Raw genomic sequence first — 26,020 nt, 5'->3', positions numbered from 1 at the left:
TCTGCCAATGCCCACCTGTGATCCCGAAGGAACCCGCACATGGACCCGCGCCAGGAGCTGGTCGACTACCTCACCCGCCAGCTTGTCGGTCCCGCCGACGGCGACGACGAGGTCCTCGACGCACCGCCCGACCGGCAGTACCTCATGGGCACGCTCTACCCGCAGCAGGCGGACCTCCAGCGGCAACTCGCCCTCGCGGCCGACGACCCCGAGGCACCGGGGACCGAACAGGACGCCCCCGACGTGGACCCGGCCCCGGACCCCGTGCCCGAGACCAATAGCTGGCTGCCCGCATCACTCGGCCTCAGCTTCTACACCGATGCCGCACATGTCGAGGTGAGCTGCACTGCCGCCCGCTACGAGACACAGAGAAACCAACCCGGGCGCGGGCGGCGCTGGCGCCGCATCCCCATCACACCCGAGACGCACACCATCGGCCCCGACCGGGAGACCGTGCCCGTCCTCGACGGCCGCGCTGAGATCCGGCTGCGCCGCCGCTCCTACGGCGACGGCACCCTGATCACGGTGGCCCTAGTCAACACCGCCCGCCACGACGGCGCCGACGGCAAGGCGCCGAGCTGGGACGACATGCTGTTCCAGTGCGAACTCACCGTCCGTTCCGCCGACGGCACCGTGCTGCCCTACCCCAGCGTCCGGCTCGCCAGCCGCGACCCCGAGGAACGTGAACTGCGGCTGCAGTACCGCCACGTTGTCACCCACGCCGTCGGCCACGGCTGCGCCGTCCGCGAGGACCGCGGCGAGGGCGGCGCCGTCGAACTCCTCGCCTGCGAAGCCCTGCCGCGCGCCGAGGTACCCGCCATCCGGGCCGGCGGCCCGCTCGACGCCCCCGCCCTCACCATCTCCCATCTGGCCGACCCAGCCATCAGCAGGGATCAACTTCGCGAAGAGCTCGCCGAGTTCGCCGCCTCGTACCACGCCTGGTACGTGGGCCAGCGGTCCGTCGTGGTGCCGCCCTGGGGACGCGAGGCCGCAGAGCGGATCCTCGACCGCATCCGCCAGGCGGTCAGCCGAATCGAAGCAGGCGTACGCACCCTGTGCGACCCCCACCGCCCCGAACTCCTCGATGCTTTCCGTATTGCCCAACGCGCCATGCTGCTGCAGATGCGGCACTCCGCCCCCGACCAGGCCGGTCAGCGGCGCCACCGCTCCGACCCTATGGCCATCGACCCACCCGTCGACCTCAAGGCCACCTGGCGGCCCTTCCAGCTTGCCTTCTTCCTCCTGGCGCTCGACGGCGTCGCCGACCCGGGCCACCGCGACCGCGAGACCACCGATCTGATCTGGTTCCCCACCGGCGGTGGCAAGACCGAGGCGTACCTGCTCCTGGCCGCCTTCACCATCGCCCTGCGGCGGCTCAGCGGCGAAGGCGAAGGGACCGCCGTACTCAGCCGCTACACACTGAGCCTGCTGACCACCCAGCAGTTCCAGCGTGCCGCCACCACGATCTGCGCCCTGGAACGCATCCGCCGTAGCGAACCCGGACTCGGTCTCGGTGGACCGATCACGATCGGCCTGTGGGTCGGCGAGACCACCACTCCCAACAACTTCCAGGCAGCCAAAGATGTCTTCGACCAGCAGCGCGAGGCCACCCACCCCGAGGACGTCTTCATTCTGGACCGCTGCCCCTGGTGCGGCACCCGCATCCTGCCGGCGACCCGGTCCACCGTCCGCTCCGACTACGGAGTCCGCGCCGACACCGGTGCTTTCGCCTTCCACTGCACCCGGGATGCCTGCGCCTTCCACGACGTCCTGCCCGTTGCCGTCGTCGACCAGCACCTCTACAAGGATCCGCCCACCTTCGTCCTCGGCACCGTCGACAAGTTCGCCCGCCTCGCCTGGGAACCGGACTCCGGCCGCCTCTTCGGCGCCGGTACTGGCAACCCGCCCCCGTCTTTGATCATCCAGGACGAGTTGCACCTGCTCACCGGGCCACTCGGCACCACCGTCGGCCTTTACGAGGCGGCCATTCTCGAGCTGTGCACCGGCCCCAACGGCCGTCCGCCCAAGATCGTCGCCGCCACGGCCACTATCCGCCGCTCCGCGGAACAGGTCCGCGCCCTGCACCACCAGGACGTCCAGCTCTTCCCGCCCTCCGGACTCGACGCCCGCGACAGCTTCTTCGCCGTCCCCGACACCGGCCGCCCCGGCCGCCTCTACCTGGGCGTCATGGCACAGGGCCACACCGCAGGCCGCGGCGTCGTCGCCACTACGGCGGCCATGCTCCAAGGCGTCCATCAACTCCCCGAGGAGCACCGCGACGACTACTGGACCCTCGTCGCCTACCACCACAGCCTGCGGGAACTCGGCCGCACCGTCACCGCGGCCGGCGACGACATCCCCGCCCAGCTCCGAAGCCTCGACCAGGGTGCCGGCGTGCGCTCACTCGGCAGCGGCGAAGTACAGCAACTGACCAGCAACGTGCCTAAGCGTGCCGAGCAGCCCATCCTCCTCGACCGCCTTGAGAAGCCCTGGAACGACCCGCAGTCGGTCGCCTTCCTGCCGTGCACCAACATGCTCTCCGTCGGCGTCGACGTGAAGCGGCTCGCCTACCTGCTCATGCAGGGCCAGCCCAAGACCACCGCCGAGTACATCCAGGCCACCAGCCGCGTCGGCCGCCACCACGTGCCCGGACTCGTCGTCACCTACTTCAACGCCACCCGCCCGCGCGACCGGTCCCACTACGAGACCTTCATCGACTACCACCGCGCCCTTTACCGCTACGTCGAACCCGCCAGCGTCACCCCCTGGTCCCCGCCCGCCCGCCGCCGCGCCCTGCACGCCGCGCTCGTCATCCTCGTCCGCCACCGGCTCGGCCTGGCCGCCGAGAACCAGGCCGGAGGAATCGTCCGCCACAAGGACGACGCCACGCGAATCGCCGACGCCCTCGCCGAGCGCGCCGCGATCGCCGAGCACGATGCCGCGGGAGCCGACGTCGATACCGTGCGCGCCGACGTCCGCCAGGAACTCGGCTACCTCTTGGACGACTGGTACCGCCAGGCAGAGACGGCCAAGGCAGAGGGCAAGGACCTTTACTACCGCAGCCAGGGCAAGGGCCAGCACAACCTGCTCAAGGGCTTCGAGCAGCGCTATGGCCTGTGGGAGACCCTCAACTCCATGCGCAACGTCGACCGTGAGTGCCAGATCACCGTGACGGGAGCAGGAAAGTGACACGCAAACTCCGGGTCCGCCAGGCGCAGACCGTGCTGCCGTTCGGCGTCGGCGCCGTCCTCGACGTCCAGGGTGAGTCCTTCGTTGCCGCCGGCATCGAGAAATGGCCGCAGTCCAAGACCCCCGTCGCCTCCGAACGGCTCGCCGCCCGCCTCGGCGTCAAGGGATTCTTCGCCGCGCCTCATACCCTCAACGACCGCTACGACCAGCCCGACCGCCCCGGCGTCCCCTACGTCCGCTTCCCCGGCTGGCTGTTCTGCGGCGCTTGCCGCAGCATGGTCCGCTTCCTGCGCGAGCACGAGAAACCCGGAGAGCCGCCCGTCTGCACGTCCTGCGCCGCCGCACCCCGCCTCACCCCGATGCGGTTCGTCCGCATCTGCCCGGACGGACACCTCGACGACGTCGACTGGTGGTACTGGGCCCACTCCCACCTCACGCCCGAATTGCGGGCCGCCTGCTCCGAGGCCAAGCACGCCTGGAAGGCCGGCCGTCTCAGCTTCCGCGTCGCCGACCGCGCCTCCGGACTCGAAGCACTCTCGGTGCGCTGCTCAGCGACCAGGGAAGGCGGCAAGCCGTGCGGCGCCGAGCGCGACCTGCTCGACATCCTCGGCCCCCAGGGGGGACGCTGCTCGAGTCGCAACCCCTGGCAGCGGTGGAACGAGAACGCCTCCTGCGGCCAGCAGGTCCACAACGTGCAGCGCACCGCCGGCAACGTCTACTACCCGGTCGTCTACTCCGCCCTCGACATCCCCCAGTCCGCCGAACCCCCGCGGGCGGAGCAGGACGCGGCGGAGACCGTCCTCGGCCACCCGTACTGGACGATCCTGCTCGACGCCCTCGGCACGCCCCGCGCCGACACTTTCCGCGACATGATCAAGGACGACACCCAGGCCCCCGACAGCCTCATCGACCAGCTCATCGCAGAAGCCACGGGCGCCCTCGCGCCGATGCCCGCCGACCGGCCGGACTCCCAAAAGATCGACCTCAGTCGCGACGAGTGGTACGCCTTCGACGCCGTACAGCTCCCCGAACCCACGAAGGAGTTCGCGATCCGCCGCAGCGGACTCGGCCTCGACGGCGAGACGGAGCAGCCCTGGGCCACCCTCGATGCGCACATCGACGGCATCGTCCTCGCCGACCGTCTGCGCGAGGTGCGGACACTGACCGGGTTTCGCCGCCACTCACCGGGAGGCACCCTCGTACCCGCCGACACCAGCGGGCGCCTGCGCTGGCTGCCCGCCACCGAGGTCTACGGCGAAGGCATCGTCCTCACCCTGGACGAGCAGCGCCTTAGCGCCTGGGAGAACGACCACCGCGTCCAGACCCACGTCCACGGCATCCGCACCGACCTCGACGCGTCTTTCCGCGACGAACAACTCGCCGAGACCACCGGCAGCGAACTCTCCCCCCGCTTCATTCTCCTGCACACTCTCGCCCACCTGCTGGTCCGCCAGCTCTCCTTCGACTCCGGCTACACCACCGCCAGCCTGCGCGAGCGCGTGTACGGCCGCCCCGAGCACAATCAGCGCGGACTACTCATCTACACGGCCGCTGGCGACGCGGAAGGCACCCTCGGCGGCCTGGTACGCCAGGGCGAGGCACCGCACTTCGCCGAAACACTCATCCGGATGCTCGAAGCAGCCGCCTGGTGCTCCGCCGACCCGCTGTGTGCCGAGCACACCGGCCAGGGCTTCGGAAACCTCAACCGCGCCGCCTGCCACGCCTGCACTCTGCTGCCCGAGACGAGCTGCCAGACCGGCAACACCCTCCTCGACCGCGCCCTGGTCGTCGGCTCTGCTCGCGTCCCCGGCTACTTCACCGACGTCCTCACCGCGAGCCGCGAATCCGCGGCAGCCACCGCCCTGGGATGACACCGATGACCACTGCGAACGCCCCCGTTCTGCACCCCGACCTCACTCCCGCCCAGCGCGACTGCCTGGACGCCTTGCCACTGACCGACCATCACGTCGTCACCGGCCCACCCGGCAGCGGCAAGAGCCTGCTCGCCGCGCACCGCGCCGTCCACCTCGCCCTCACCGGCCAACCCACCCTGCTGCTGTCCCGCTCCAACCTCCTGCGCCAGCTCCTGCGCGACACCCTCCAGGGGCTCGCAGTCCCCGGTGCGCCCGTCGAAGCCGCCACCGTCCACAGCTGGATCCAGCGCCGCTTCGGCCACGACGCCCCGCGCAGCGAGGACGGCTGGTTCGACTGGACGGCTCTCTTCCACCGTGCTGCCGCCACGTACGGCGCGCATCTGTCGGCCGCACCCCACCTCGTCGTCGACGAAGGGCAGGACCTGCCGCCGGGCTTCTACCGGCTGGCCCGACTCGCCGCCACCTCCGTCACCGTCTTCGCCGACGAGTGCCAGCGCCTCACCGAGACCAACTCCACCCTCACCGAACTCACCGAGGCCCTCGGCCGCTCCACCAGACGTGCCGAGATCGCCTGCAACCACCGCAACACCCGCGAGATCGCCTCCCTCGCCGAGCACTTCCGCACCGGCGGCCCCCGGCCCGAGATGCCCGCCCGCAGCGGCTCCTTGCCGATCATTCGCCACTACTCCGGGAACCGGGACCTTGCCGAGGACGTCGCTGCCATGGCGGCCCGGCAACCCGACCACCGCATCGGCGTCATCGTCCACTCCCTGCGCACCGCCAGCGACCTGATGCGGCACCTGGAACGGGCAGGACTCGCCCAAGAGCCCCAGCTCTACAGCTCGGGTGCATCCGCCGGCCGCTACCGCGACCTCGACCTTGCCCGCCCCGGCATCGTCATCGTCCACCGCGCCAGCGCCAAGGGCCTCGACTTCGACACTGTCGTCATCGCCGACACCGAGACCGACGCCGCCACTGATCCCACCGCGGCGGACCTGCGCATGGCCTACTACGTCATGATCACCCGCGCCCGCCAGCGGCTGGTGCTGGGCTGGCAGGGCACCCGGCTGCCGCGGCACCTGGAGGGGCTGCACGGGCGGGTGCGAAAGCAGTGATGGCACGCCATCATCCCGTCAACCGCGCCCTGGTTACTTCCGACCGCCCCGCGATCTCCGCCGCCCGCCACCGCCTCCTCACTCACCCGCCTGGACCTCTCACCCTGGCGGAGACCGTCGAGCAGTGGGGGGCGACATCTGGACCTGCCTGACCACCGGGATCACCCATGTCTGCGCTCACGCCGCACTAGCACATAGCGGCGGCGCCGCATTCCAGAATCGACATCCCCACCCAAACCATCAGCAATCATTCCAGGCTTGACCGTGCACCGACGCCCACGAGGCGCTCGCGATCTGAGAGGTCCAGAATCCCAATGAGCAAGGCCGATGACGCGAAGAGCCCGGTCCAGTGGGCCATCGAGAAGGGGTTGGCCGCCCAGCAGGCGTTGGCGAGGGAGAACCTCGAGCGCCTGCGGCGAGTACACCCCAGCGATACACCACAGGAACTGATCCGCCGATTGAATCTTTCCTACCTTCGCCGCATCGCCATGTCCGGAGGGGTGTCCGGCGTGGCAGCGATCGTGCCAGGCGCCAAGACCCCGACGGCTCTGACTGATGTCGAGGGCTTCACGGAAGCGTCAGTGCTGTATCTGCTCTCGCTGGCCGAGGTTCATGGCCTGCATCCGGAGGACTTCGAGCGACGCGAGCTCCTGGTCTCGACGGCCCTCCTCGGCCGTGAAGCGGTGCGTGGCTTGGATATGGTCATCGAGCGTGCTGGGCCCGCTTGGGCACGGCGCATCGTATATGCGACCCCCAGGAGCGCGATCCACCGGGTCAACAAGGTGCTGGGTCCGCAGTTCGTTACCAAGTATGGGACCAAGCGAGGGATCTTGGTGCTGAGCGAACTGGTGCCTCGTGGTGTCGGTGCCGCGCTCGGCACCAGCGGCCACCTCGCCCTCGGGTGGTCGACGATCAGGTCCGCACGTGCATTCCTCGGACAACCCCCGTCGAGCTGGGCCGATGATGATCGCCGGGACGAGGCGCCCTTCGGTCCGAGGTTGGGGGATTCGACTCCGTGACGTCGGTTTTGGGCTCGGATTCTGCACCACACCGGCGGTGAGTGGGCAGTCCTACCGACGCCCACGACGGGGCGAGGGTGAAGCCGCGTGCTCACACTTCGACCGGCGTCGTCAGCAGCCCCTGGGCGGACTTGCCGTTGACCGGGCGGGGGACGCGTTCAGGTGGTCGGCGAGGATGGCGACGGGTGCCAGGCCGTGGCCGCCGGTCTGGATGGCGTCCGGTTCGGTGTTCGCCAGGAGAAGCCGCGGGTGGAGGTCCCTGCGGGCGTCGCTACCTCGATAGGGAGGCGGCCGGCGGCCGGGTCGAGGACGAGCATGAGCCGGAAACTGCGGTTTGGCGCACGTCCCTGGAAGACGTCGTTGGCGACCAGTTCCGCGACGACGAGGTCGCTACGCTCCGTCAGTCCGCCCGGGGCGCCCATGACCGCAGTTCGGTCACGGTTGGCGAACCCGGGGCGTTCTCGGCCCAACCGCTCACCGAGCCAGGGAGCCGCCCCCTTCGCCTCGTCCCACGTGCTCCGAACCAGTGAGCGGGGCTTGACGAGAAAGTCCGGCTACAGCGGTGGTGAGGTGAAGACTGCGTGAAGGTCGCCATCGCCGAACAAGCCGTCCACGTACGGGACTCCGAGGGAGTGACCCGACCCTCCTTCGCCGTCGGCAGTACGGCGGGGGCAGTTCGTGTGGTTCGCGGAGTGCTGAGCATGCAGTGTGCCGCTCGCCGCATCCGTTGACGGAACGTCGGACGGCAGGCCTTCTTGAGCGTGGGGGCGTCAGGTGAGGGTGTTGCGCAGGTGCGGACCGAGGTAGCCGACGTAGACCTTCCCGGAGCGGGGGCAGTCGTCATAGAAGTGCAGGCGGGGCGCGATGGTGTTCCCCCCGCCGATCTTCAGATGGGCCTGCATGAAGACACGTCGGTCGGCGTCCACCGTTTCCGGTACCGGGAGCATGCGCTCACCGCGCAGTTTTGCGTTGCGGGCGACGGTGTCCGACTCGCGCATGGCCACCTTGGCCGCCGGGAAGGGAAAGGCGCTGGAGGCGTCGGACTTGCACCAGCTCAGGAAATCACCGGAGGTTGCGCCCTCGACGGAGAGCCGGGCGAAGTAATCCAGGGCCAGTAGACCGTCCCAGGCGACGTACAGCCAGTTGTCCACCGACTGGCTGTCGAGGGATCGTGTGATCTTGCGGTTCCCTGTGAACGAGATGCCGGGCAGCTCGTCCAGGCGGTCCAATAGTTCGGAGAAGGTCGTCGGGTAGCTGATGTCTGCAGCGACGACCGGTGTGTGGGCGAAGGTGAACTGGCCTGCCTCCTGCAATTGTTCGCGTAGGAAGCGTATGAGCCGATGGGACTCCTGGACCTTGTCGTACAGTTCTTCGTTCTCGCCGCGCAGTTCATCGCTGGCCTGTTCCGCCTTTGCCAGCTCCGCGTACAGGTCGTTGATCTCGTCGACCCGAAGGGCTTCGGCCCGCTCTGCCTCGTCCAGCAGGGCGGTCAGCGCGGCCTTGTCGGAGCGGAGCTTGGAGACATCCGTGCCGTCCGAGATGGGGCGGGGGCGTGTGCGCTGGCGCGGAATGCCGAGCAGAGCGGCGGGCAGCGGTTGTCGGGAGGACAGCCGCTGGGGGAGGGCCGCGAGTGTGGCGGCGGCGCGGCGGAGGTCGGCCTCGATGGTACGGCGCGACATCACCGGGTGCCGTTGTGCGTCGGGCTTCCAAGCCGGGTCGAGCCCCGGCAGGTAGGTGCGGACGCCACCTCCGAATACGGGGTGATACTCCAGCGCAGCGTTGAACTTGGCTTGTGCCTCCGGGGTAAGGACATACAACACTGCCAGTCCGTGCAGATAGCGGAAGAGTGGTTCGACGACCGTCTGCGACCAGTCGTCGGGATCCTTCCCGTACGGCACCGTGGCGATGACGACGGGCATCCTCCGGTTGCTGTCGCACAACTCCTCGATGGCATCATCGACGTCCTCGGCCTCGATGAAGACGGGCGCGGCAGCGACATCTGCGTGTGCGTCACGTGCCTCCAACGAGTCCAGGAGGGAACGGACGATGTTCGGGGTGTTGGCGCGCTTGGGGACGTCGCCCTCGCGGGCCGGCTGGTGCTCGATGTCGACCTGTACCCACGTGCGGGCCTCGTCCCCCTCGAGGCCGGAGCGCACGATCAGCGTCGACTGCCATGTGCCCGAAGACGCGGAGGGGGTTTCGCGCATGCGCCACCGGCTGTACGCGCCCTTGCGGCCGCCTTCCGAGTCACGGTCTAGGGTGGCGTGAGAGGCGATCTCGGTCCGTCCCTCGTCGAGCCCGGACGGGTCGTACCCTTTGTCGCGGATCCATTCGAGCAGATGCCGCTCTGCGATGCCGCAGGCCTTGACGTAGTTGAGCTCGGTCGAGACCACCATGCGGTAGCCGCGTGGTTCCATGAGTGCTCCTCGGGCGGCGAGGTTCTGAGGTGGGGACGGGTGGCCTTTGACGGTCTCTGCTCATCCGCCCGGATTGGTGGGACGTGCTGTCCGCTGGAGCGGATGCCGGGCGGCAGCCGGCGTGGCCTACGTTGCGTCTTACGCAGTGCGTGAGGAACAGTTGGAGTGCTGTGATGTGAGTGCCCGGTCGAGTGTCCAGGCTATGAGGTTGAATCGGTGGAAGAGTGAACCGACTTGGACTTCAAGCGGAGTTGGCGGGGGAAAATCTTCCGGCCCCATGACTTCCACAGTGGTCCACTCGCCGGTCGCGTACCTCCTCGCAACATGAGTACGGCGGTCCGAGGGATGAGCGAGTGCATATGCGGCGGAGAAGAGGTCCTGTGCCGCTCGGCGGCTCGCAGTGGGACGGCTGTCGCGCGTCGGCGGCTCGGCGTGGCGAAAGCTGAACAAGACCTCGTTCTCGGAGACCAACTCGACCGCATGCGGGTGGTCGCCGAACGAATACGTGCCTTCCTCGTGGTCTGCCTTGCCATTTCCTGAGGCCAACGCGAGCACCTTGTCGAGCGCTAGGAACAAGTCGATGCCGAGATCGGGGTGCCGGAGCTCCTGCCATAGCGAACTTCCGCACTTCACACGGACTTCGTCCCGATCGCGGAGAGCCAACGCACGGAGAATCTCGTCCGGTCCGCGACCTTCCGCGCGGCACAGTGTGTGCAAGACATCACGCGCTGCCGCCCCGGCCCCGCAAGGCCATGCGAGAGACCATGTGGCATCGTCATGCTCGAGGCAGTACGGATCGTCATTGATCGGACCCTCAGGATCGTCGCAGGACGGACACAGATTCCAGGCAACCTCCTTCCGGTACCAGATGTTGCGCGGACCACCCTCACGGTTCCGCCGCCACTCCTTGGATTCCAGGTACGCCTCGATAACGGCCGAGTTTTGCGCGCAGAAGGCGGCAATCTGCGCCTCAGATATCTCGTAGGTCACGCTTCGTCCTCCTGCCGGTCAGAGTGGCGGGGGCCCTGGCCGGGGGGTGGGGTGAGGGGGGAGCGGTAGGTGCCGGACTCGCCCTTGAGTGGGGTCTTCTCGGTCAGGCCGGCGGCGGCCATGCGGTCGTACTCGGTGAGGACCAGTCGCTTGGTGCGGTACTCGCCCAGCGCGGCGATTTCGTTGTTCTTGAGGCCGCCCGACTCCGTCTGGAAGGACTCCAAGATGTAGTCGGTGTCCTCGCGGGAGATCCCGTAGAGGTGGAAGAAGTACGCGTCCAGCTCCGCTCGCAGCTGGGCGCGCCGGCCCTCGTCCCACTGGAATGGGTCGCCCCCGTCACCCAGGTCGTGGGCCAACGGGGACATGTCGTAGGCCGTGTAGACGAGTTCCAGGATGCGGGGCATGAGGAAGGGGAGATGCGGTTCCAGGATGGTGGGGGCAGGGACGGGGAGCTGCTTCCAGATGAAGAGCTTCATGTGGGCGTCGCTGATTTTCTGGCGGCTGATGAAGTCAAAGACCAGGGAAGACTGAGTTGCGATCAGGGCGGCGACCAGTGGGGGTGCGACACGAGGCAGCATCAGGGGGTAGGTGTGACCGACAGCCGTTCGCGGGAGGAAGGCTGGAATGGCGGTGCGCTCGTTGGTTGACGCGGTGACGTCGCACCAGCCGCAGAGCCAGTTGTGGTCCCAGTTCTCCTCAGCGAGACGCAACTCGATCCCCTTGATGTGAACGTCCTTGTTGTTGCGTCGCGTGGGGATCGTCCCGTCCTGCTGAATCCAGTTCAGTGGCAGAGCAAGGCGCGTGGGATCCTGTAGCTGTTCGACGGTCAGGTACTTGGGCTGGTTCTGGCGATTGACCGCGGTCAGGCTCTTGACCACATCGGCGGCACGGTGGTTGAAGAAGTCCACCATTTTCGCTTCATACAACGGCAGCATTCGTTCGTCGCCCCGCTCGAAGACGTTGCCCCGGAGTTCCCACCCCTCGGCCTCGAGCCTCTCGCGGTTGCGGAAGAGGTCGGAGTCGTCGGTGACGTTGAACAGGTTCTTGAAGGCCATTCCCCACGGGTTGCCGTCCCTACGGCCCTCATTCCAAAGCACTGGGATGCGGCGGTAGGCCCCAGCCGTGATGTCCGCGTCGCGCTGCGTACGGAACACGGGGAGGGTGCCGGTGTTCGGGTTGATGCGGGCCAGGTCCTCCGGGTCCAGGGCGAAGACCCGGTTCGGGTCTTCCAGGTCCGTTATGTCGGACAGGAAGAAGCCGATGCGGCTGGCGTCAGCGTGTGTGGCCCGGCCAGTGAGGGAAAGCAAGCAGAACTTATAGCGCGAGTCCACGCTTTCGAACCACTTGCCGCCCTTGGGCAGCGCGGGCGACTTCGGGCGGCGGTTCTCGAAGTCGTACAACGACGCCAGTGCGCCGCGCTGAGTGAAGTCCCCGAACAGATGCTGGGAGCCCGCACCCGTCGCGATGGCCGTCGGAAGGATCAGGCCGAACCGTCCCTCGGCGGATACCAGGTTCGCCATCCTCTCAGCGAACAGTGTGTCCGTCTGCAGGGAGTTGACGCCCTTGACCGTCAGACCCCTAGCGCACAGCGGGAACACCTCCGAGTCCGCCGCGAAGTGGAAGGTCCCCTTCTGTGCTCGCCGCGCCTCTCGGTACCGCTGCCCACCTTCCAGGTTCTCCTGCTCCCATTGGGCAATGCGGGTACGGCGGGCGGTGCCGGAGATCTCTGCGATCTCGGGGGCGACCGTGCTGAAGTATTTCTTGTCCTCGAAGTCGACCTTGTCCCAAGGAGGGTTGCCCACCACGCACGAGAACCCGCCGGCCCACCCGGTCGCCGGGTCGACCACGCTGGCGTCCGCCGATGCTTCGCCGTGTTCCGGAACCGTGAAGATCTCGGGGAACTCCAAGTGCCAGTGGAAGAAGGCGTACTGATCGCACAGGCGCTTTATTTCGTCGTGCGTCGATTGCGGAGCCGCGTCGCCCTCGGGGTCTTCAAGGCCCCGGAAAACCTTGTGGGTGATGGCCGGCGGGGCGTCTTCGTGCTTGACCCAGACGAAGGCCGCGCACCACGCGTTCGCCAGATGCAAGGCGCGCCGGTAGTCGGCCGAGGTCGACCAGTCGCGGTAGGCAGCCTCCTTTCGACGGACGTCGGTGAGACTGCCGTCCGGGGCCGCGGTGATCCGTTGTAGCCCGCGGGCGAACGAGGCGTTGGCGACCTTTGTCTCGGTCTCCACCTCGAACAGGCCCCCTTGGCCCTCGCGTTCCAAAGCGTTGCGGGCGAGCAGCGACCGCGCCCAGACTTCGTCGTCGCCCTCGGCCTTCCTGAACGCCTTGTCCGGGATGCCGTTGCGCATCAGGGTGGGAGTCGCCCCGATCAGGCCGTTACCGTGCTTGATATGAGAGTCGAGGAACCCTAGGGGACGACCGGGCTCCATGGCCTCAAGCCACAGGGACACCTTGGCCAGCTCGACGGCCAGGGGGTTGAGGTCCACGCCATACACGCAGCGCGCGACGACCTCGTGGAGAGCGTGGCGCACGGCCTCGACTGGGGGCTCGGGGTTGCGCTCGCGGACGGCGGCGATGCGCTTGGCGATGCGGCGGGCCGCTGCCACGAGAAAGTGCCCCGATCCGCATGCCGGGTCGCAGACCGTGAGGGAGAGGAGTTCCTCGACGATCGTGTCGGCGAGGTCGGGGCGGCTCTCAGCGCTCGCGCGCTGCTCGCCGCGTTTGAAGGCGTCGTCTATCACCGGGTTCAGCGTCGAGTCGAGAAGGGTCTCGGTGAGCGCGGACGGTGTGTAGTAACTGCCCGTCTTCTTACGGTCATTGCCGATACGGTCGACCAGTTCGAACGTGCGGTCGGCGGCGCTGTGCTTGGGAACCAGCTCCAGCAGGGCCTCGTACACGGAGCCGAGTTCCTCGGCGCCCATGTGTAGGTAGTCGACGGGGCGCCAGCGGGCGGAACCGGCGTCGCGCACGCGCGCCAGATGCTTGACCGCCTCGAACAGGTGGCGGTTAGCCAGCCGCGCACCGCGCAGAGGCTCGTCGTCGGCGCCGTCGTTGAAGAGGCCACCGAGGCCCTTCAGGCCCAGCTCGGGGCGGCCCTTCTCGGAGCCCAGCGCTTCAATCAGCAGTTCGAGGGCGCGGTACTGGTCGTCATGGGCGGTGCCCAGGCGGCGCAGGGCGTGGCGGCGGAGGCGGGCCGTGGAGAAGTAGCGGGTGAAACGCTCACGCGTCAGTTCGTCCGCCTCGGGGTTCAGCAGGGCGCCGCGGTCCTCGGCGACAAAAAGGAAGATCATGCGGTAGACGAGCCGGAGCAGCGCCGTCTGGAGAGCGTGGACGTCCAGGCGCTCGCGGAGCTCGTTGTTGTGCGGGTGGCTGAGGAACCCGGTGCCAAGAACGGTGAGGGCTGCCTGGACGCCGTCGCGGAAGTGGTCGAGTGCTCGGCTGCCGGATTCGATGGCGACCGTGCGCCACTGCTCCAGCCAGCACCCCGAAGCAGCCGCCCCTTCCGCAACCGTGAACCGGGACGCGTGCAGGACGCAGTACAGCAGGACGAACTCGCTGAACAGCTCGCCGTCGAAGATGGCTTCGAGGTCGAAGTCGACGTAGGCGGCGGTGGCGAAAGACGAGGAGTCGCGCAGCAGCCGCAGGCGGCGGCCGTTGGTGAGGACGGCCCACAGGTGGGCCTCGGTGCGGTTGAGGCAGTCCTGGAGCATGGACTGGGCCGGGACCTGGCCGGTGGCCGGGCGCTTGTCGAGCTCCTGGTTCCAGGGGATCTGGTGGATGAGCGCCGGGCCGTGGCGGTGGGAGACCGGGAAGCGCTTCTCCGGATCGGAATCGGCTGCGATGCCTGCCGCGCCGACCTCCGTCAGCGCGCCGAAGTCCAGCTTGCGGAAGAGCTGGGCGAGCCAGTCGGTGCCGGCCCGGCCGGTGGGGTCGGCCGCAGGCGCGCCGGTGGCTGGATCGGAGGGCAGGGCGGCACGCAGGTCGCGCCAGAGCGGCTTGAGGTACTCCCAGGCGCGCTCGGCCTCGTCGCGCACGGGCACCGAGGTGGGCAGGCTGTAGTCGGAGGGCTTGGTGCCAGGCAGGTTCCGCGCCTCGGCGATGCGCAGCAGCATGTCGGCGGGGAGCAGGCCGCCGACCGTGGTGACGGCGGTGAAGGCCAGGGCGGTGCGGGTGGCGGCGGGCATCAGGCTTCGGCTCCGGACACGGTAGAGGCGGCGGGGGCGGCGGGCGGCAGGTAGACGTACACACCAAGCACGTCGGCGGGTTCCTGTGGGACGACCTTGAGGCCGCGGACGATCTCCTCGTTGGCCTTGCGGACCCGGCGGTGCGAGGCGTCGAGGTCGGCGGCCAGGTTCGTGCCGTACTCGGTGAGGTGCCCGGCCAGCTCCGGCAGACCATCGAGGGTACGGGAGATGGCGTTGCGGGCCGACTGCTCGTGGGTGCTGGCACTGGCGCGGGCCGCGAGGAGCGCGGCGGCCGCTTCGTCGTCCAGCCAGCGGGCGCGCGTCGGCATGCCCTCGTACGCGAGTAGACGGGCGTCCTCGGCGACGACCTGCCGCTCGCCGGTGCGGGACGGCAGGGTGAGGTGGAAGCGGTAGCGGACCAGAAGGAGCGTGGTGCGGGTGGCGACCGCGTCTGTGGTGACCACACCGCAGCGGCGGGCCGGGCGGGGGCCGTGGGCGTTCACGTCCAGTGCCGAGTCCAGGACGTACGAGGCGATCGCCCCGATCGCCGGGTCGGTGCGGACCAGAGCGGCCTCGCCCCGGGCGATCGCCGGGGTGGTGCGGAACGGGATCTCGCGGTCCTCTTCGACCAGCCGGTTGCCGAGGGTCGCGGCGAGGGCGTCGCGCAGACCGGCCGGGGTGCCGCCGACCTGGGCGGTGAAGTCGCCGCTGCCGTCGCGTGGGTCGCGGACCAGGGCCTCGAGGTCGCGCAGCGCTTCCAAGGCGAAGCCGTGGACCTCCTCGGCACCGCCGAGCGCGGCCCGTACGGCGGTGACCTCGCGGGCCACCTCCTCCGGGTGGATGGCACGCTGGGCGTACTTGGAACGGGAGGTCTTCTCCCGCTCGGCGGCCGAGTTCCACTCCCGCTCGATGCGGTCGAAGGACTCCTGGTGCGCGTCCATCTCGAACAGGCTCTCCTGGCTGCCCTGCCGTCCGTGCAGCAGCAGCCACTCCACGACGGCGTCGGTGACGCTGGAGGCGGTCTCGTCGGGGACGGAGACGGAGATGCCCAGGTCCTTCTTGATTTGGCGGTGCTTCTCGAACAGCACCTTCAGGACCTTGCCGTCGATTCCGTTGTCCTCACCGAACATGGTGATGACACGGACCTGGTCGCGCTTTTGGCCGTAGCGGTCGACACGGCCCTCGCGCTGGTCGTGACGGGTCGGGTTCCACGCCAGGTCGTAGTGGACGACGGCGTCGAAGTGGTGCTGGAGGTTGACGCCCTCGGAGAGGCAGTCGGTGGCGATCAGGACGCGGCGCACGGCCGGGTCGTCGTCCTCCGCGGCTTCGGCGGCGAGCTGCTCGATGCGCTCCAGGCGCTGCTGCGGGGAGAGCGTGCCGGTCACGGCGGCGATCTTCGTTTTCCTGCCGAGCTTTCCGTCGAGCTGTTCGGCGAGGTACTCGGCGGTGGGGATGTAGCGGCAGAAGACGATCGGGTGGTAGCCCTCGGCGATCAGGCCCTTCAAGTGCTGGGTGAGCGCCTTCAGCTTGGCGTCTTCGGTCGGTCCGACCAACTGCGCTGCTCGATTGGCGAGTTCGAGCAGCCGGGCGCCCGCGTCCTCCGACTCGGCGGCGCCCGGGGCGACGTCCATGCCCTCGAGCCGGTCGTTGTCCGCGGAGTCGGCGGCCACCGGGGCGCCGAGGATGTCCGCCTCGTGCTCCGTACGGGCGGTGGCCGACTCCGAGCGGGTCTTCAGGGTCTGTGCGGCCGCGGCCGGTGAGGAGACCATCGAGCGCAGCAGCGCGATCACCGACCACCAGGCGATACGGGCCTCCCGCTTGCCCTGCTCGCCGGCCGCCTCGACGCGGTCCGCGGCGTAGGCGATGGCGTCGTCGAGCAGCGCCCGGTAGGCGGGGGTCAGCTTGTACGGCTCGTCCTTCGTCCAGCGGTCGGACGGGAAGGCGGTCCGCTCGGCCAGCGAGTCGTCCGCGAGGCCGTCCTCCTTGGTGAGGTAGTCGCGGACGTCGGCGCGCTTGCGGGCCACGAAGTGCTCGGCGAGCTTCGCCCGCCCCGCCGGGGTCTCCAGGTTCAGCGTCGCCAGCTCGGGCCGCACCAAGCCGAGCAGGTTGCGGAACGCGGACTCCTTGCCGGAGTGCGGGGTCGCGGTCAGCAGCAGCAGATGACGGTCGGCGTCGGCGGAGATCCTGCGCAGCAGCTCGTAGCGGAGCTGGTTGGAGGCGGACGAGGCGGCACCCTGCGCGGGGTCGTCGGCGGCCACACAGGAGTGGGCCTCGTCGACGATCACGAGGTCGGGGCAGTGCCGTACGAAGTCCTCGCGGTGACGGGTCGACTTGATGAAGTCCGTCGAGATGATTGTGAACGGGTGCTTGTCGAACAGGGACTGGCCGAGCTCCAGACCGCGTTCCAGCCGCGACACCGTGGAGGCCAGCACGAGCTCGGCGTCGATGCCGAACTTCTCCCGCAGCTCGCCCTGCCACTGCTCGGCCAGCGCCGGGGAGCACAGCACGGCCAGCCGCCTCGCCTCGCCCTGTGCCAGCAGCTCCTTGGCGATCAGGCCCGCCTCAACGGTCTTGCCGATGCCGACGTCGTCCGAGATCAGCAGCCGTACGGTGCGCTGCCGCAGCGCCATCAGCAGGGGGACCAGCTGGTAGGCGCGGGGCTCCACGGCGATCGACGCCAGAGAGCGGAACGGGCCTGCACCCGACCGGAACCCGATGCGCAGCGCTGTGCGCAGCAGGCTGGCGGCGCGCTGGTCGCCCAGGTCGTTCGGGCTCGGCGCCGCGAACTCAGCGGGACGCACCTCCTCGAACGAGGGGAAGACCGCTGCGATGTCGTCCTCGCTCCCGCCCAGCGGGCGTAGCACCAGCATGTCGGGGGCACTCTCGGGCAGCACCACCCATTCGCGGCCGCGGGCGGCGACCAGCGAACCGGCCGTGTAGGTGAGGCTCATGAGGTGTCTCGGTTCCTTGAGGTCGGGGAGGTGCGGGCGGGCGGTCAACGGGTGTGGAAGTAGGCGGCGTTGTGGTCCGCGATGAGGTCCCAGTCCCCATCCGTCGGGAAGCGCAGGACATCCCAGCCGGCGTCCTCCAGGCGGTAGCCTGCCTCGATGTCGCGGGTCGAGTCGGCGGTGCTGCCGGGGACATCGACGAACACGGCGAGGTTGGCGCCGTCCAGGTGGAACGCGAGGTCGGGGCAAGCGCCCGCCCCCGGGACCAAGGCGTTGACCTCGTCCGGCAGCCGGTAGCCCTTGGCCTTCAGCCAGCCGAGCAGGTCACCGGCGGCGACGAGAGCCGCCACATCCGCCTCCAGCGGGGTCGGCGCGGATGCCGGTGTGCTCCCGGAGTTGTCACCGGTGGCGACGGGTGCAGGGTGCGCGGCCTGGGCGAGCCTGCGGAACTGTTCGCTGCGCGATTCGCCGCGGTCTTCCGGCTCGGTGCGGGCGTCGGCCAGCCGCAGCAGCAGCGGGCGCACGGTGTGCCGGCTCAACTGGCGGTGGTGCATCTGGTTGGCGTAGGTCAGCAGGCACGCGTAGCAGCCGCGGGCGCACTTCTCGTCGTCCGTCGGCCCACCCAGGTCCTCGCCGGTCTCCGGGTTGAAGTGGCAGATCTCCAGGGCCGTCCGGGCGGCCTTGGCGAGGGCGCCCCTGTCGTGCTGGATGCGGCGCAGCACACCGGCGCCGCCTTCGGCTGCCTCGGTGAACAGCATGCGGCGGCGCGGCCCGTCGTCCGGAGGCAGCAGCTCCGCGGTCAGCTCGGAGTCCTCCAGCTCGAACGCCGCCTCGATGCCACGCTCCAGCGCGTACAGCAGCGACAGGGCCACCGGTTCGGGCTGCGGTTCGTCCAAGGTGACCACGAGGATGTTGCGGCGGTCCTCCACATAGGGAAGGACCCGCTTCTTGCGGCGCTTGTCGTTGCCGTCCTCGTCGACCACCGGCATTCCGCTGCCCTCGATGGCATCCGCGGCGGCCCGGTCGTTGAGCCATCGGCCGTCGCCCAGATCCAGCCAGTAGCCGTCCTGCTCGCCCTGCTTGTCACGGACACGGCCGAGGTTGGTGATGCGGACCGTCGCCGAATCGCCGTAGTCCAGGTCCAGCACAGGCGCCCCGCCGGCATCGGCGACATGCGAGTTCAGACGCCCCTTACGGGCACCATGGTCCTGGAACGCATACGAGGTCTGCAGGCGAAAGCCCGCCCGCCGGCGCTCCTCCTCGTCGGAGGAGATCCGCTCACGCGGCGTGGTGTACACGGTGTGCAGGTGGATCAGGCCGGTGTGCTTCTCCCGGAGCGGTTCCTGGCACATTCCGCAGATGTCGGAACCGACCTTGACGTCGTAGTGGTAGCCGCAGCCGCTGCAGCGCCGGGCCTCCGCCGTCGCCAGGTCACCGGAGGCGTCCGGCGGGAGCTGGATCCGGGTGACCTGGTAGCGGGCGCCCTCGTGGTAGATGAGCGCGCCGGGGCCGAACTCGCGGATCGCCAGGAACCGGGGTCGCTGCAGGTAGTCACCGTCGGCATTGCGGCGGTTGCCGGAGCGCGGGATGTACGCGGCCAGGGGCAGGCGCGGGAAGCTGTAGCCGGGCAGGAATCCCTCGGAGGCCAGGTAGCGGTAGGGGTTGAAGTCGCTCATCACCGACTTGCTGTCGGAGGAGCGGTTCAGCAGCAGGTTGGTCTGTGTCTCGGCCTCCCGGCGGCGGCTGCGTGCCCGGACCTGCTCACCGGGGGAGAGGGTGTGGTCGACGACGCGCTTGTTCTGCTCGTACTGGTCGAGGACGGCTGCCCGGAACAGCAGCCGCCAACGCTCGAAAGAGGCATCGAACTCCTGCGGAGCCCGCTCGATGCGGTCCTCGATCCACTCGTCGTACCACCAGGTGGTGGACTCGAAGTCCGCGATCAGCGGAGCGAGGACGGTGCGCGCGGCAGCTGCCGCGCGCCTGCGGGCGGCCTCGTCCCAGGACTTGTTGTTGATGTTCGAAAGGAGCGGCAGCGGCATCTGTGGATCTGGACGGTCGCCGCCTTCGGGATCGTAGGCGACATCGACGACGTCCGGGATCGCGGTGCCGAGCTTCATACCGGTCTCCGCCAGCCAGATGCCCTGCAGGTGAGAGCGGACCAAATCCTCGTTGGCCAGGTCCAGGCGTGGCGGAGCCACCTGCCCCGACACCATGTCCTGCGAGCGCCGGAAGTAGTACTGGTCGTGGCTGTTGCCCGTCGCACAGTACGTGGTGACCAGCGCGGGTTGGCCGGAACGGCCCGCCCGCCCGGAGCGCTGCGCGTAGTTCGCCGGGGTCGGCGGCACATTGCGCATCATCACCGCGTTGAGCGAGGAGATGTCCACGCCCAGCTCCATCGTCGGCGAGCAGTACAGCAGGGGCAGCTCGGCCTTCCGGAACTGCCGCTCCCGCTCCAGCCGGTCCTCCGGCGTGACCTGTGCGGTGTGCTCCCGTGCGAACAAGCCGGCCAGCTCGGACGCCGCAGTCCGGTACAGGTCACGGAAGAACGGGTTGACGCGCGGCCCCTCACCACTGCTGTACGTGCGCGCCAACGGGTCGACCGCGCCGAGCTCACCGTTTCCGGCCCGCCAGATCAACGAAGCCGCCGACACCCGGTAGCCGGTGCGCTTTTCCGACGCGCCGCGGCGGTAGACCGGACCGGACCGTTCCGGGATCGCCTCAACCTCGCGCACAAGGTCCGCGCCCTTCAACACATCCAGCAGGTCCTTGATGATGCACTGGATGTCGTCCAAGGACACGTCGCGCAGCTTGGGCATGTTCCGCCGCAGGTACTTGCCGAACTTGCCGCGGGCCGACAGGAACAGCGCCGAACGCTCCATACCCGGCCGTGAAGCGTACGGGTAGGCGATGCCGACAGCCGGCCGGTCGCTCTCGCTCAGCACCCACGGCCCGGTCAGCCGCTCCTCGCTCGCGCGCTGCAGGGTGTCGAAGTCGTCGCGGAAGTACTGCACGTCGATGGCGAGGCCGCGCCGCATGTAGTCCAGGAGGGTACGGCCAATCTCCTCACGCAGTGCCGGGTCGGCATCGCGCAGCGCGGCATGTGCGGACTGCCAGCGCTCGGGACGGTCGGCGATCCAGTTCAGGTCCGCGTAGTCGATTCTCAGCAGTCCTGTCTGCTCCAGGTTCGGCATCGTGATGCGCCAACCGCGCTCCAGGTCGCGGTAGAGGCGGTACCCGACGACGTCGCGGAACGCCTTTGTGGCCCGGCGCTCCATGGACGGGGGAAGGTCCGTGCCAGCGGCGTACTCGCGGGGTGCCAGGCCCATCACCTCGGTGACGGCCTCGGCGAGGTCGTCGTGCAGCAGTCCTTCCTCACCGGTCTGCAGCGCGGCCTGGTAGAGGGCGCCGCGCAACTGCGTCACCTGCGCGAAGTCGTTGAAGTGGCCTGCCTGCAGGGACGCATCCTGCCGGTTGTCGACGAAGGTGAGCAGCTTGCGCGCCTCCTTGCCCAGGCTTTCCTCGGGCACCGCGCGCAGGGACTTCATGATCGACGCGGAGATCAGCGAGGTCGCCGAGGAGCGCCCCTCCTGGTCAAGGGTCGCCAGCTTGGCGAAGTCCCGGCCGCGAGTCTGCTCGTAGGAGACCTGGCAGTGCACACAGAACAGGAACGGTGCCGGGACGAATGCCGCCACCAGCCCCTCACCCGACTCGTTGCCGTGGGCGTCCACCACGACGCGCTTGGGTACCCGTGGGCGGTAGGACTTCTTGACGACTGTCACCTCCTGCCCATCCGGCTCAAGCCACGACTCGGGCAGCCTCCGGTCGTCCACGGCCTTCTGCGAATCGGCCGGCCACTCGTAGTCCTGCCCGGGCATGCCCAGATACAGGTAACCCTCGCCCTCACGGCCCCCGGAAGCCGATGTGTCACGGCGCGGCTCGTAGCGGAAGGCGCCGCCCTCGTCGCTGCGCCAGACCGTCAGGTATTCCTGTCCGCACTCGCGGCAGAACGCCAGCGGGAAAAGCGGCTTGCCGTCACTGTCCGGCTGCTCCAGCTGGTAAGTGCGGGTCAGCGGCCGGGTGAGCGGATCCTGAAGTGTCGTGTAGACAGTGTCGCCCTTGGAGAGGAACTGGTGCAGCCGGAACGCGAACAGCGGCCGCTCCGTCACGGGATGCTTGGCTTGCGCACCCGCCTCCAGGGTCGTGCGGATCGCCTCGCGCACCGTCTCTTCGGCCACGCCGGAGCCAGCCGCAAGCTCCGCCGCTGCCTCCTCGACGGTGCCCGGGGCACACCGGCGCAGCCGTCCCGTGCCCTCCTCGTGCTCCAGACCGAACCGGGACTCCACCCAGCAAGCCAGCGAGTCCTTCGTCAGCGCCTCGTAGGCGCGCGGCGCCGCCGGCACCCGCAGCCGCTCGGCGGGCACGGTCGCCGGGGCCTCCCCGGTCGCCCGGACCAGGGTCTCGCCGATGACACGCTTCGGCAGCACCGTCGTACCGAACAGCCGGCCGGCGACCTTGGCCACCTCGCGCTGCTGGTCCTCCCAGGAGCCCTCGGTGGACATGGTCGCCGAGGTGCCGATGCACTGGAGTGCTTCTGAGGCCCGACAGGCCTCACGGACCCGGCGGATCAGGAACGCGACGTCCGCGCCCTGCCGGCCCCGGTAGGTGTGCAGTTCGTCGAAGACGAGGAACTGCAGTCCCTCGGCCATGCGGATCAGGCTGTCCCGGTCGTCCGGCCGGGTCAGCATCAGCTCCAGCATCACGTAGTTGGTCAGCAGGATGTCCGGGGGGTTCTTGCGCAGCTCCTGTCGCTCCTCGGTGGACTCCTGGCCGGTGTAGCGGGCGAAGGTGACCGGCTCGCGGCCCTTTCCGAAACCGTGGCGCAGGTACTTCTCCAACTCCCCGAGTTGCGAGTTAGCCAGCGCGTTCATCGGGTAGACGATGATCGCGCGCACCCGGCCGCCAGCCTTCTGGCCTTCTGCCTGACGCTCCTTCAGTACTCGGTCGACGATCGGGACGATGTACGCCAGCGACTTACCGGAACCGGTGCCGGTGGTGAGAACATAGGAGTCGCCCGCCTGAGCTGCCTCGATCGCCTGCCGCTGGTGAAGGTGAAAGGTCAGCGGGCGGCCGTCAGGGCGGAGCGCGGTCTCCTTCTTGCCGGCCTGGAAAATCTCCGCGCACCGTGGGTGCAGCAACCCGTCGCGCACGAGGTCGGTGACCTGACCGCCGTCGGCGAAGAACGGGTTCAGCGACAACCATGGGTCGGGCCACTGCGACTTCGCCGCCAGATCGTCCTCGACGAAACCGGCGATCCGGGCGTCCCGGATCACTGTCGCACTTTTGGTGAAGCTCTCGTACTCGCCGATCAGATCGGTGTGGATACCGAAAACGTCCATCGTTTCCGGCAGGCGCGGCTCCCTGCGCGGCACCGGTGCCGGCGCGGCGGGTGCGGGCTCAGGCAGCAGGGCGCGCAGCCGGGCCACCGGGTTCATCGCCTGCCAGTGAGGAGCCAGCAGGGCAGCCGTGTCGTCCGGCGCAAGCGCGAGTGGGACCAGTGCCTCACGGACCATCGCGGCGTTCTCGGGGCGCAGCTCGGCATCCTTCTCCAGCAGGCGGTCCACCAGTCGAATCAACTCTGCGGGCAGGTCCGGGCGCACCAGAGTCAACTGCGGCGGCCGTTCGTGCTGGTGCTGTTCCGAGAGTTCGAAGGGGGTCCTGGCAGAGAATGGCGGGCGTCCCATCAGCAGCTCGTACAGGATGCAGCCGAGCGCGTACAGATCGGCGGCGGCTGAGACCTGCTCGGCGCGGAACTGCTCGGGCGCCATGTATCGCGCTGTGCCGACACTGACCCCGGTGCTGGTCAGGCGCGTCTGGTCGGGATCGTCGACGATCGAGCCCATGCCGAAGTCGAGGATCTTGACGGTGCCGTCGCGGGTGAGCATCACATTGGCGGGCTTCAGATCGCGGTGGACAACCCCGGCGGTGTGCGCGGCGGTGAGACCGGCCGCCATCTGCGCCCCGATCGTGGCGACCCAGGAGACCGGAAGTTGAGGCTCCTCGTCGATGAGGTCCGCCAGCGGATGGCCGTCCAGGAGTTCCATCGCGAGGTAAGGCAGCCCGCTGCCGCCCGGTGTCTCGTCCACGCCGCCATCGACCAGCAGGGTGAGGTTCGGGTGGCCCTGGGAGAGCATGCGCATGATCCGCACTTCACGGCGGAAGCGGTCGATCTCCTTGCCGGACCCCGAGGCTTCAACCGCGACCCCGGTCCGGCTGCGCAAGACGGTCTTGACGGCTACCTGGCGGTGCGCGGAGTCCGGGGCGGCCTTCAGGTCCTCGGCCCGGTGCACCTCGCCCATGTTGCCGCGCCCCAGGATCCCTGCGATCCGGAATCTTCCGTTGACCGTCTCCAGTCCCACTGATCTTCCCCCTGTTTCACCCGACCTCATAGAAGGTGGGTATATTTCGCAGCGAGCGTACACCTTTACCTAGGCAGCAAGTATGAGTGCGACCTGTTGACGGCGTCAACAGGTCGCACTGACGTAGGGTGTGCGAATCGTGTCGGGGTGAAGCCTGCGGTCTACTTGACGCCCTGCCAACGGCCAGATGAGGCTGAGCCTTACGGGCGTTGCCCCGCAGGACGGCATGAGCCGCCCTCTGTGTGCGGAAGGCCCAGCTAAGTGCGGTGCAACCCTGGCATGCATCGGCGGCACTCGCACGGTGGCCACACGGAGGATCGGAGGGGCTTGAGGTCGTCGCTGGTGTGGAAACGTAGGCGACGCCCCCATGTCTGCCCGCCGTCGCGCGACACGCGCAGGGTCATCAGCGGTGCTTCGCGCCTATTCATCGGCGCCTCCGGTCGGCAGACGCATGCCGCGCGACTCGGCGACTCGCAGCGTGTTCGACAGCGCGTCGCAGAGACGTGCCACGACGAAGCGCGACTGGTCCGGGGTCAGCGGCTCGGCAAGGGTGAGCATCTGACGGGCAAGCTCAACCAGGTCTGACGCTGCGGTGAGTTGTTCGCGTTCCATGCGGTCGGCGAGCCGCGCGATCATGCCCCCGGGATTGTCGTCGGGGGTGTACGCAGGCTTCCCATTGGGACCGTCCCATGGCAACAGGCGCAGCCCGGTCACGGCTTCATTCATGCCGCGCGCTCCGGCACGTAGTCCTGCCCCATGGCCGCCAGCGCGAGAGACCTTCGCCGTTCGCGCTGTGCCTGCCGTTCGCGTGCTTGCTCGAACGCCTCGAGGTACCGGGGTACGAGCGGGAGTGCCTCGGCGTCGATCACCATTGTCGTACGGGGAGCCCGGGGTGTGGGCGGCGGAACTGGATGGACGGCGGGTGCCGGCTCGGGTTCGGCTCGACGCTTTCCGCGGGCGGGCAGAAAGATGCTCAGGACTGCGGCGACTAGGCTTCGCATTGTCGTTCGCTCCTCAGTAGCGATCGGCTCAGCCCCGGCAGTCCTTGCCCGACTGTCGGGGTGTTTTCGTTATCGAGCATACGCGTATTCGCGTATACGCGGTCGCCTGTTTTCGCGTATTCGCGCACGCTGGTGCCATGGATCTTGACCGGAGCGTGCCCGTATGGACTCAGGTGCGGGACGAACTGCGCCGCCGTATCGACGCTGGCACCTACCCAGCGGGGGAGCGCTTCCCCGCTGTGAACGCGCTGGCCGCTGAGCTGGACGTTGCGCCGTCCACGGTGCAGAAGGCAGTAGCTGCGCTGCGCACTGAGGGCAGGCTGCGTACGGTCTTGGGGCAAGGGTCGTTCGTCGCTGACAGCTCTGGGCCGGGCGAGTAGCCAGCGCAGCGAGTCGATACTTGATCCAACGTTGATTGCAACGCGGCGACGGGGCGCTCGTCTCCGAGGGCTGCGAATCGGCGGCCCTGACTGCAGCGGAGCCACGCCACTCACCGTCCGTGACCTGTGGCCCTGACGGTGAGCGCGATCGCTGGGTCGGTGAGTTCCTTGTTCCCCGTTTCCCCGGCCACTGCCTGTCGTGCCTCAAGCTGGTGTACAGGCGTGGGCGGCTTATAGGACGTGAGCTGTCGGGGAGTCGGCAGTGCTGATCGGCGAGCAGTTGAAGCGTGGTGCGTGGCCCTGCGAGATTCCCTGGTCAGTGACCGCGGGTGCCTTCTGCGCTGACAGAGGTACCTATAGCGGTCCCTACAGTCCTCCCTACACCTTGAACCGTTCCGGGTTCGATAGAGATCTCAGACGTTGTGTGTGACCTGGGGTTTCGTGGTTGTGAGGTAGTGGCGGGCTTCGTATTCAGCGGGTG

11 protein-coding genes and 3 pseudogenes are annotated in these 26,020 nt (G+C 68.7%); 6 read left to right on the top strand and 8 right to left on the bottom strand.

Features of this window, described 5'->3' with window-relative positions:
* The first annotated feature begins 39 nt into the window (after positions 1-39).
* The 5 genes and pseudogenes from ACFZAU_RS40125 to ACFZAU_RS40105 all read left to right on the top strand — a co-directional run bounded on the left by ACFZAU_RS40125 (position 40) and on the right by ACFZAU_RS40105 (position 7,896).
* Entirely contained in the window at positions 40-3,189 is a 3,150-nt protein-coding gene (locus ACFZAU_RS40125; protein ID WP_500556321.1) for a helicase-related protein, read from the top strand.
* Complete coding sequence (drmB, locus tag ACFZAU_RS40120) at positions 3,186-5,060, top strand: DrmB family protein (protein WP_500556320.1); 1,875 nt, start codon at positions 3,186-3,188, stop codon at positions 5,058-5,060. Before ACFZAU_RS40125 ends, drmB begins: the two co-directional genes overlap by 4 nt.
* A gap of 5 nt (positions 5,061-5,065) precedes the next feature.
* Positions 5,066-6,178: an AAA family ATPase gene (locus tag ACFZAU_RS40115; protein ID WP_500556319.1), complete on the top strand. Its 1,113-nt coding sequence runs from the start codon at positions 5,066-5,068 to the stop codon at positions 6,176-6,178.
* 314 nt (positions 6,179-6,492) lie between these two features.
* On the top strand, positions 6,493-7,197 hold the full coding sequence (locus tag ACFZAU_RS40110) for a hypothetical protein (RefSeq protein WP_500556318.1): 705 nt from the start codon (positions 6,493-6,495) through the stop codon (positions 7,195-7,197).
* Between the two features lie 537 nt (positions 7,198-7,734).
* Positions 7,735-7,896 (top strand): annotated as a pseudogene (locus tag ACFZAU_RS40105) (DUF397 domain-containing protein).
* Between the two features lie 71 nt (positions 7,897-7,967).
* Here ACFZAU_RS40105 and ACFZAU_RS40100 read toward each other — a convergent pair.
* The 8 genes and pseudogenes from ACFZAU_RS40100 to ACFZAU_RS40065 form a co-directional block, all read right to left on the bottom strand.
* The gene (locus ACFZAU_RS40100) at positions 7,968-9,614 is read right to left on the bottom strand and encodes a hypothetical protein (protein WP_500556317.1); all 1,647 of its coding nucleotides are present in this window, start codon (positions 9,612-9,614) and stop codon (positions 7,968-7,970) included.
* 138 nt (positions 9,615-9,752) lie between these two features.
* Positions 9,753-10,604, bottom strand: a complete 852-nt coding sequence (locus ACFZAU_RS40095; RefSeq protein WP_500556316.1) for a hypothetical protein — start codon at positions 10,602-10,604, stop codon at positions 9,753-9,755.
* The gene (locus ACFZAU_RS40090; RefSeq protein ID WP_500556315.1) at positions 10,601-14,794 is read right to left on the bottom strand and encodes an Eco57I restriction-modification methylase domain-containing protein; all 4,194 of its coding nucleotides are present in this window, start codon (positions 14,792-14,794) and stop codon (positions 10,601-10,603) included. Before ACFZAU_RS40090 ends, ACFZAU_RS40095 begins: the two co-directional genes overlap by 4 nt.
* Positions 14,794-15,261, bottom strand: a pseudogene (locus ACFZAU_RS40085) (DUF8741 domain-containing protein); the annotation flags it as partial. The pseudogene ACFZAU_RS40085 and the gene ACFZAU_RS40090, both read right to left, overlap by 1 nt.
* Positions 15,262-16,014: 753 nt before the next feature.
* A pseudogene (locus ACFZAU_RS40080) lies at positions 16,015-17,424 on the bottom strand (helicase-related protein); the annotation flags it as partial.
* 365 nt (positions 17,425-17,789) lie between these two features.
* Positions 17,790-24,188, bottom strand: a complete 6,399-nt coding sequence (locus ACFZAU_RS40075; protein ID WP_500556330.1) for a protein kinase domain-containing protein — start codon at positions 24,186-24,188, stop codon at positions 17,790-17,792.
* Between the two features lie 390 nt (positions 24,189-24,578).
* Positions 24,579-24,884: a hypothetical protein gene (locus ACFZAU_RS40070; protein ID WP_500556314.1), complete on the bottom strand. Its 306-nt coding sequence runs from the start codon at positions 24,882-24,884 to the stop codon at positions 24,579-24,581.
* Positions 24,881-25,030, bottom strand: coding sequence for a hypothetical protein (locus ACFZAU_RS40065; RefSeq protein WP_500556313.1), 150 nt, complete (start codon positions 25,028-25,030; stop codon positions 24,881-24,883). The genes ACFZAU_RS40070 and ACFZAU_RS40065 overlap by 4 nt, the downstream gene beginning before the upstream one ends.
* A 266-nt stretch (positions 25,031-25,296) precedes the next feature.
* Here ACFZAU_RS40065 and ACFZAU_RS40060 point away from each other — a divergent pair, with 266 nt between their 5' ends.
* A complete protein-coding gene (locus tag ACFZAU_RS40060) occupies positions 25,297-25,539 on the top strand; it encodes a GntR family transcriptional regulator (protein ID WP_500556312.1) in 243 nt (80 codons plus the stop codon).
* Positions 25,540-26,020: the final 481 nt, after the last annotated feature.

The organism is Streptomyces sp. NPDC008238, assembly GCF_042956445.1.
Taxonomy (GTDB): Bacteria; Actinomycetota; Actinomycetes; order Streptomycetales; family Streptomycetaceae; genus Actinacidiphila.
Note: the sequence above shows the minus strand (reverse complement) of the source record. Positions and strands in the feature narration are given on the sequence as shown.

Coding starts and splice junctions, on each gene's coding strand:
- ACFZAU_RS40125 (WP_500556321.1), top strand. CDS start 40: ATGGACCCGCGCCAGGAGCTGGTCGACTACCTCACCCGCCAGCTTGTC.
- ACFZAU_RS40115 (WP_500556319.1), top strand. CDS start 5,066: ATGACCACTGCGAACGCCCCCGTTCTGCACCCCGACCTCACTCCCGCC.
- ACFZAU_RS40110 (WP_500556318.1), top strand. CDS start 6,493: ATGAGCAAGGCCGATGACGCGAAGAGCCCGGTCCAGTGGGCCATCGAG.
- ACFZAU_RS40100 (WP_500556317.1), bottom strand. CDS start 9,614: ATGGAACCACGCGGCTACCGCATGGTGGTCTCGACCGAGCTCAACTAC.
- ACFZAU_RS40090 (WP_500556315.1), bottom strand. CDS start 14,794: ATGCCCGCCGCCACCCGCACCGCCCTGGCCTTCACCGCCGTCACCACG.
- ACFZAU_RS40075 (WP_500556330.1), bottom strand. CDS start 24,188: ATGAGGTCGGGTGAAACAGGGGGAAGATCAGTGGGACTGGAGACGGTC.
- ACFZAU_RS40070 (WP_500556314.1), bottom strand. CDS start 24,884: ATGAATGAAGCCGTGACCGGGCTGCGCCTGTTGCCATGGGACGGTCCC.
- ACFZAU_RS40065 (WP_500556313.1), bottom strand. CDS start 25,030: ATGGTGATCGACGCCGAGGCACTCCCGCTCGTACCCCGGTACCTCGAG.
- ACFZAU_RS40060 (WP_500556312.1), top strand. CDS start 25,297: ATGGATCTTGACCGGAGCGTGCCCGTATGGACTCAGGTGCGGGACGAA.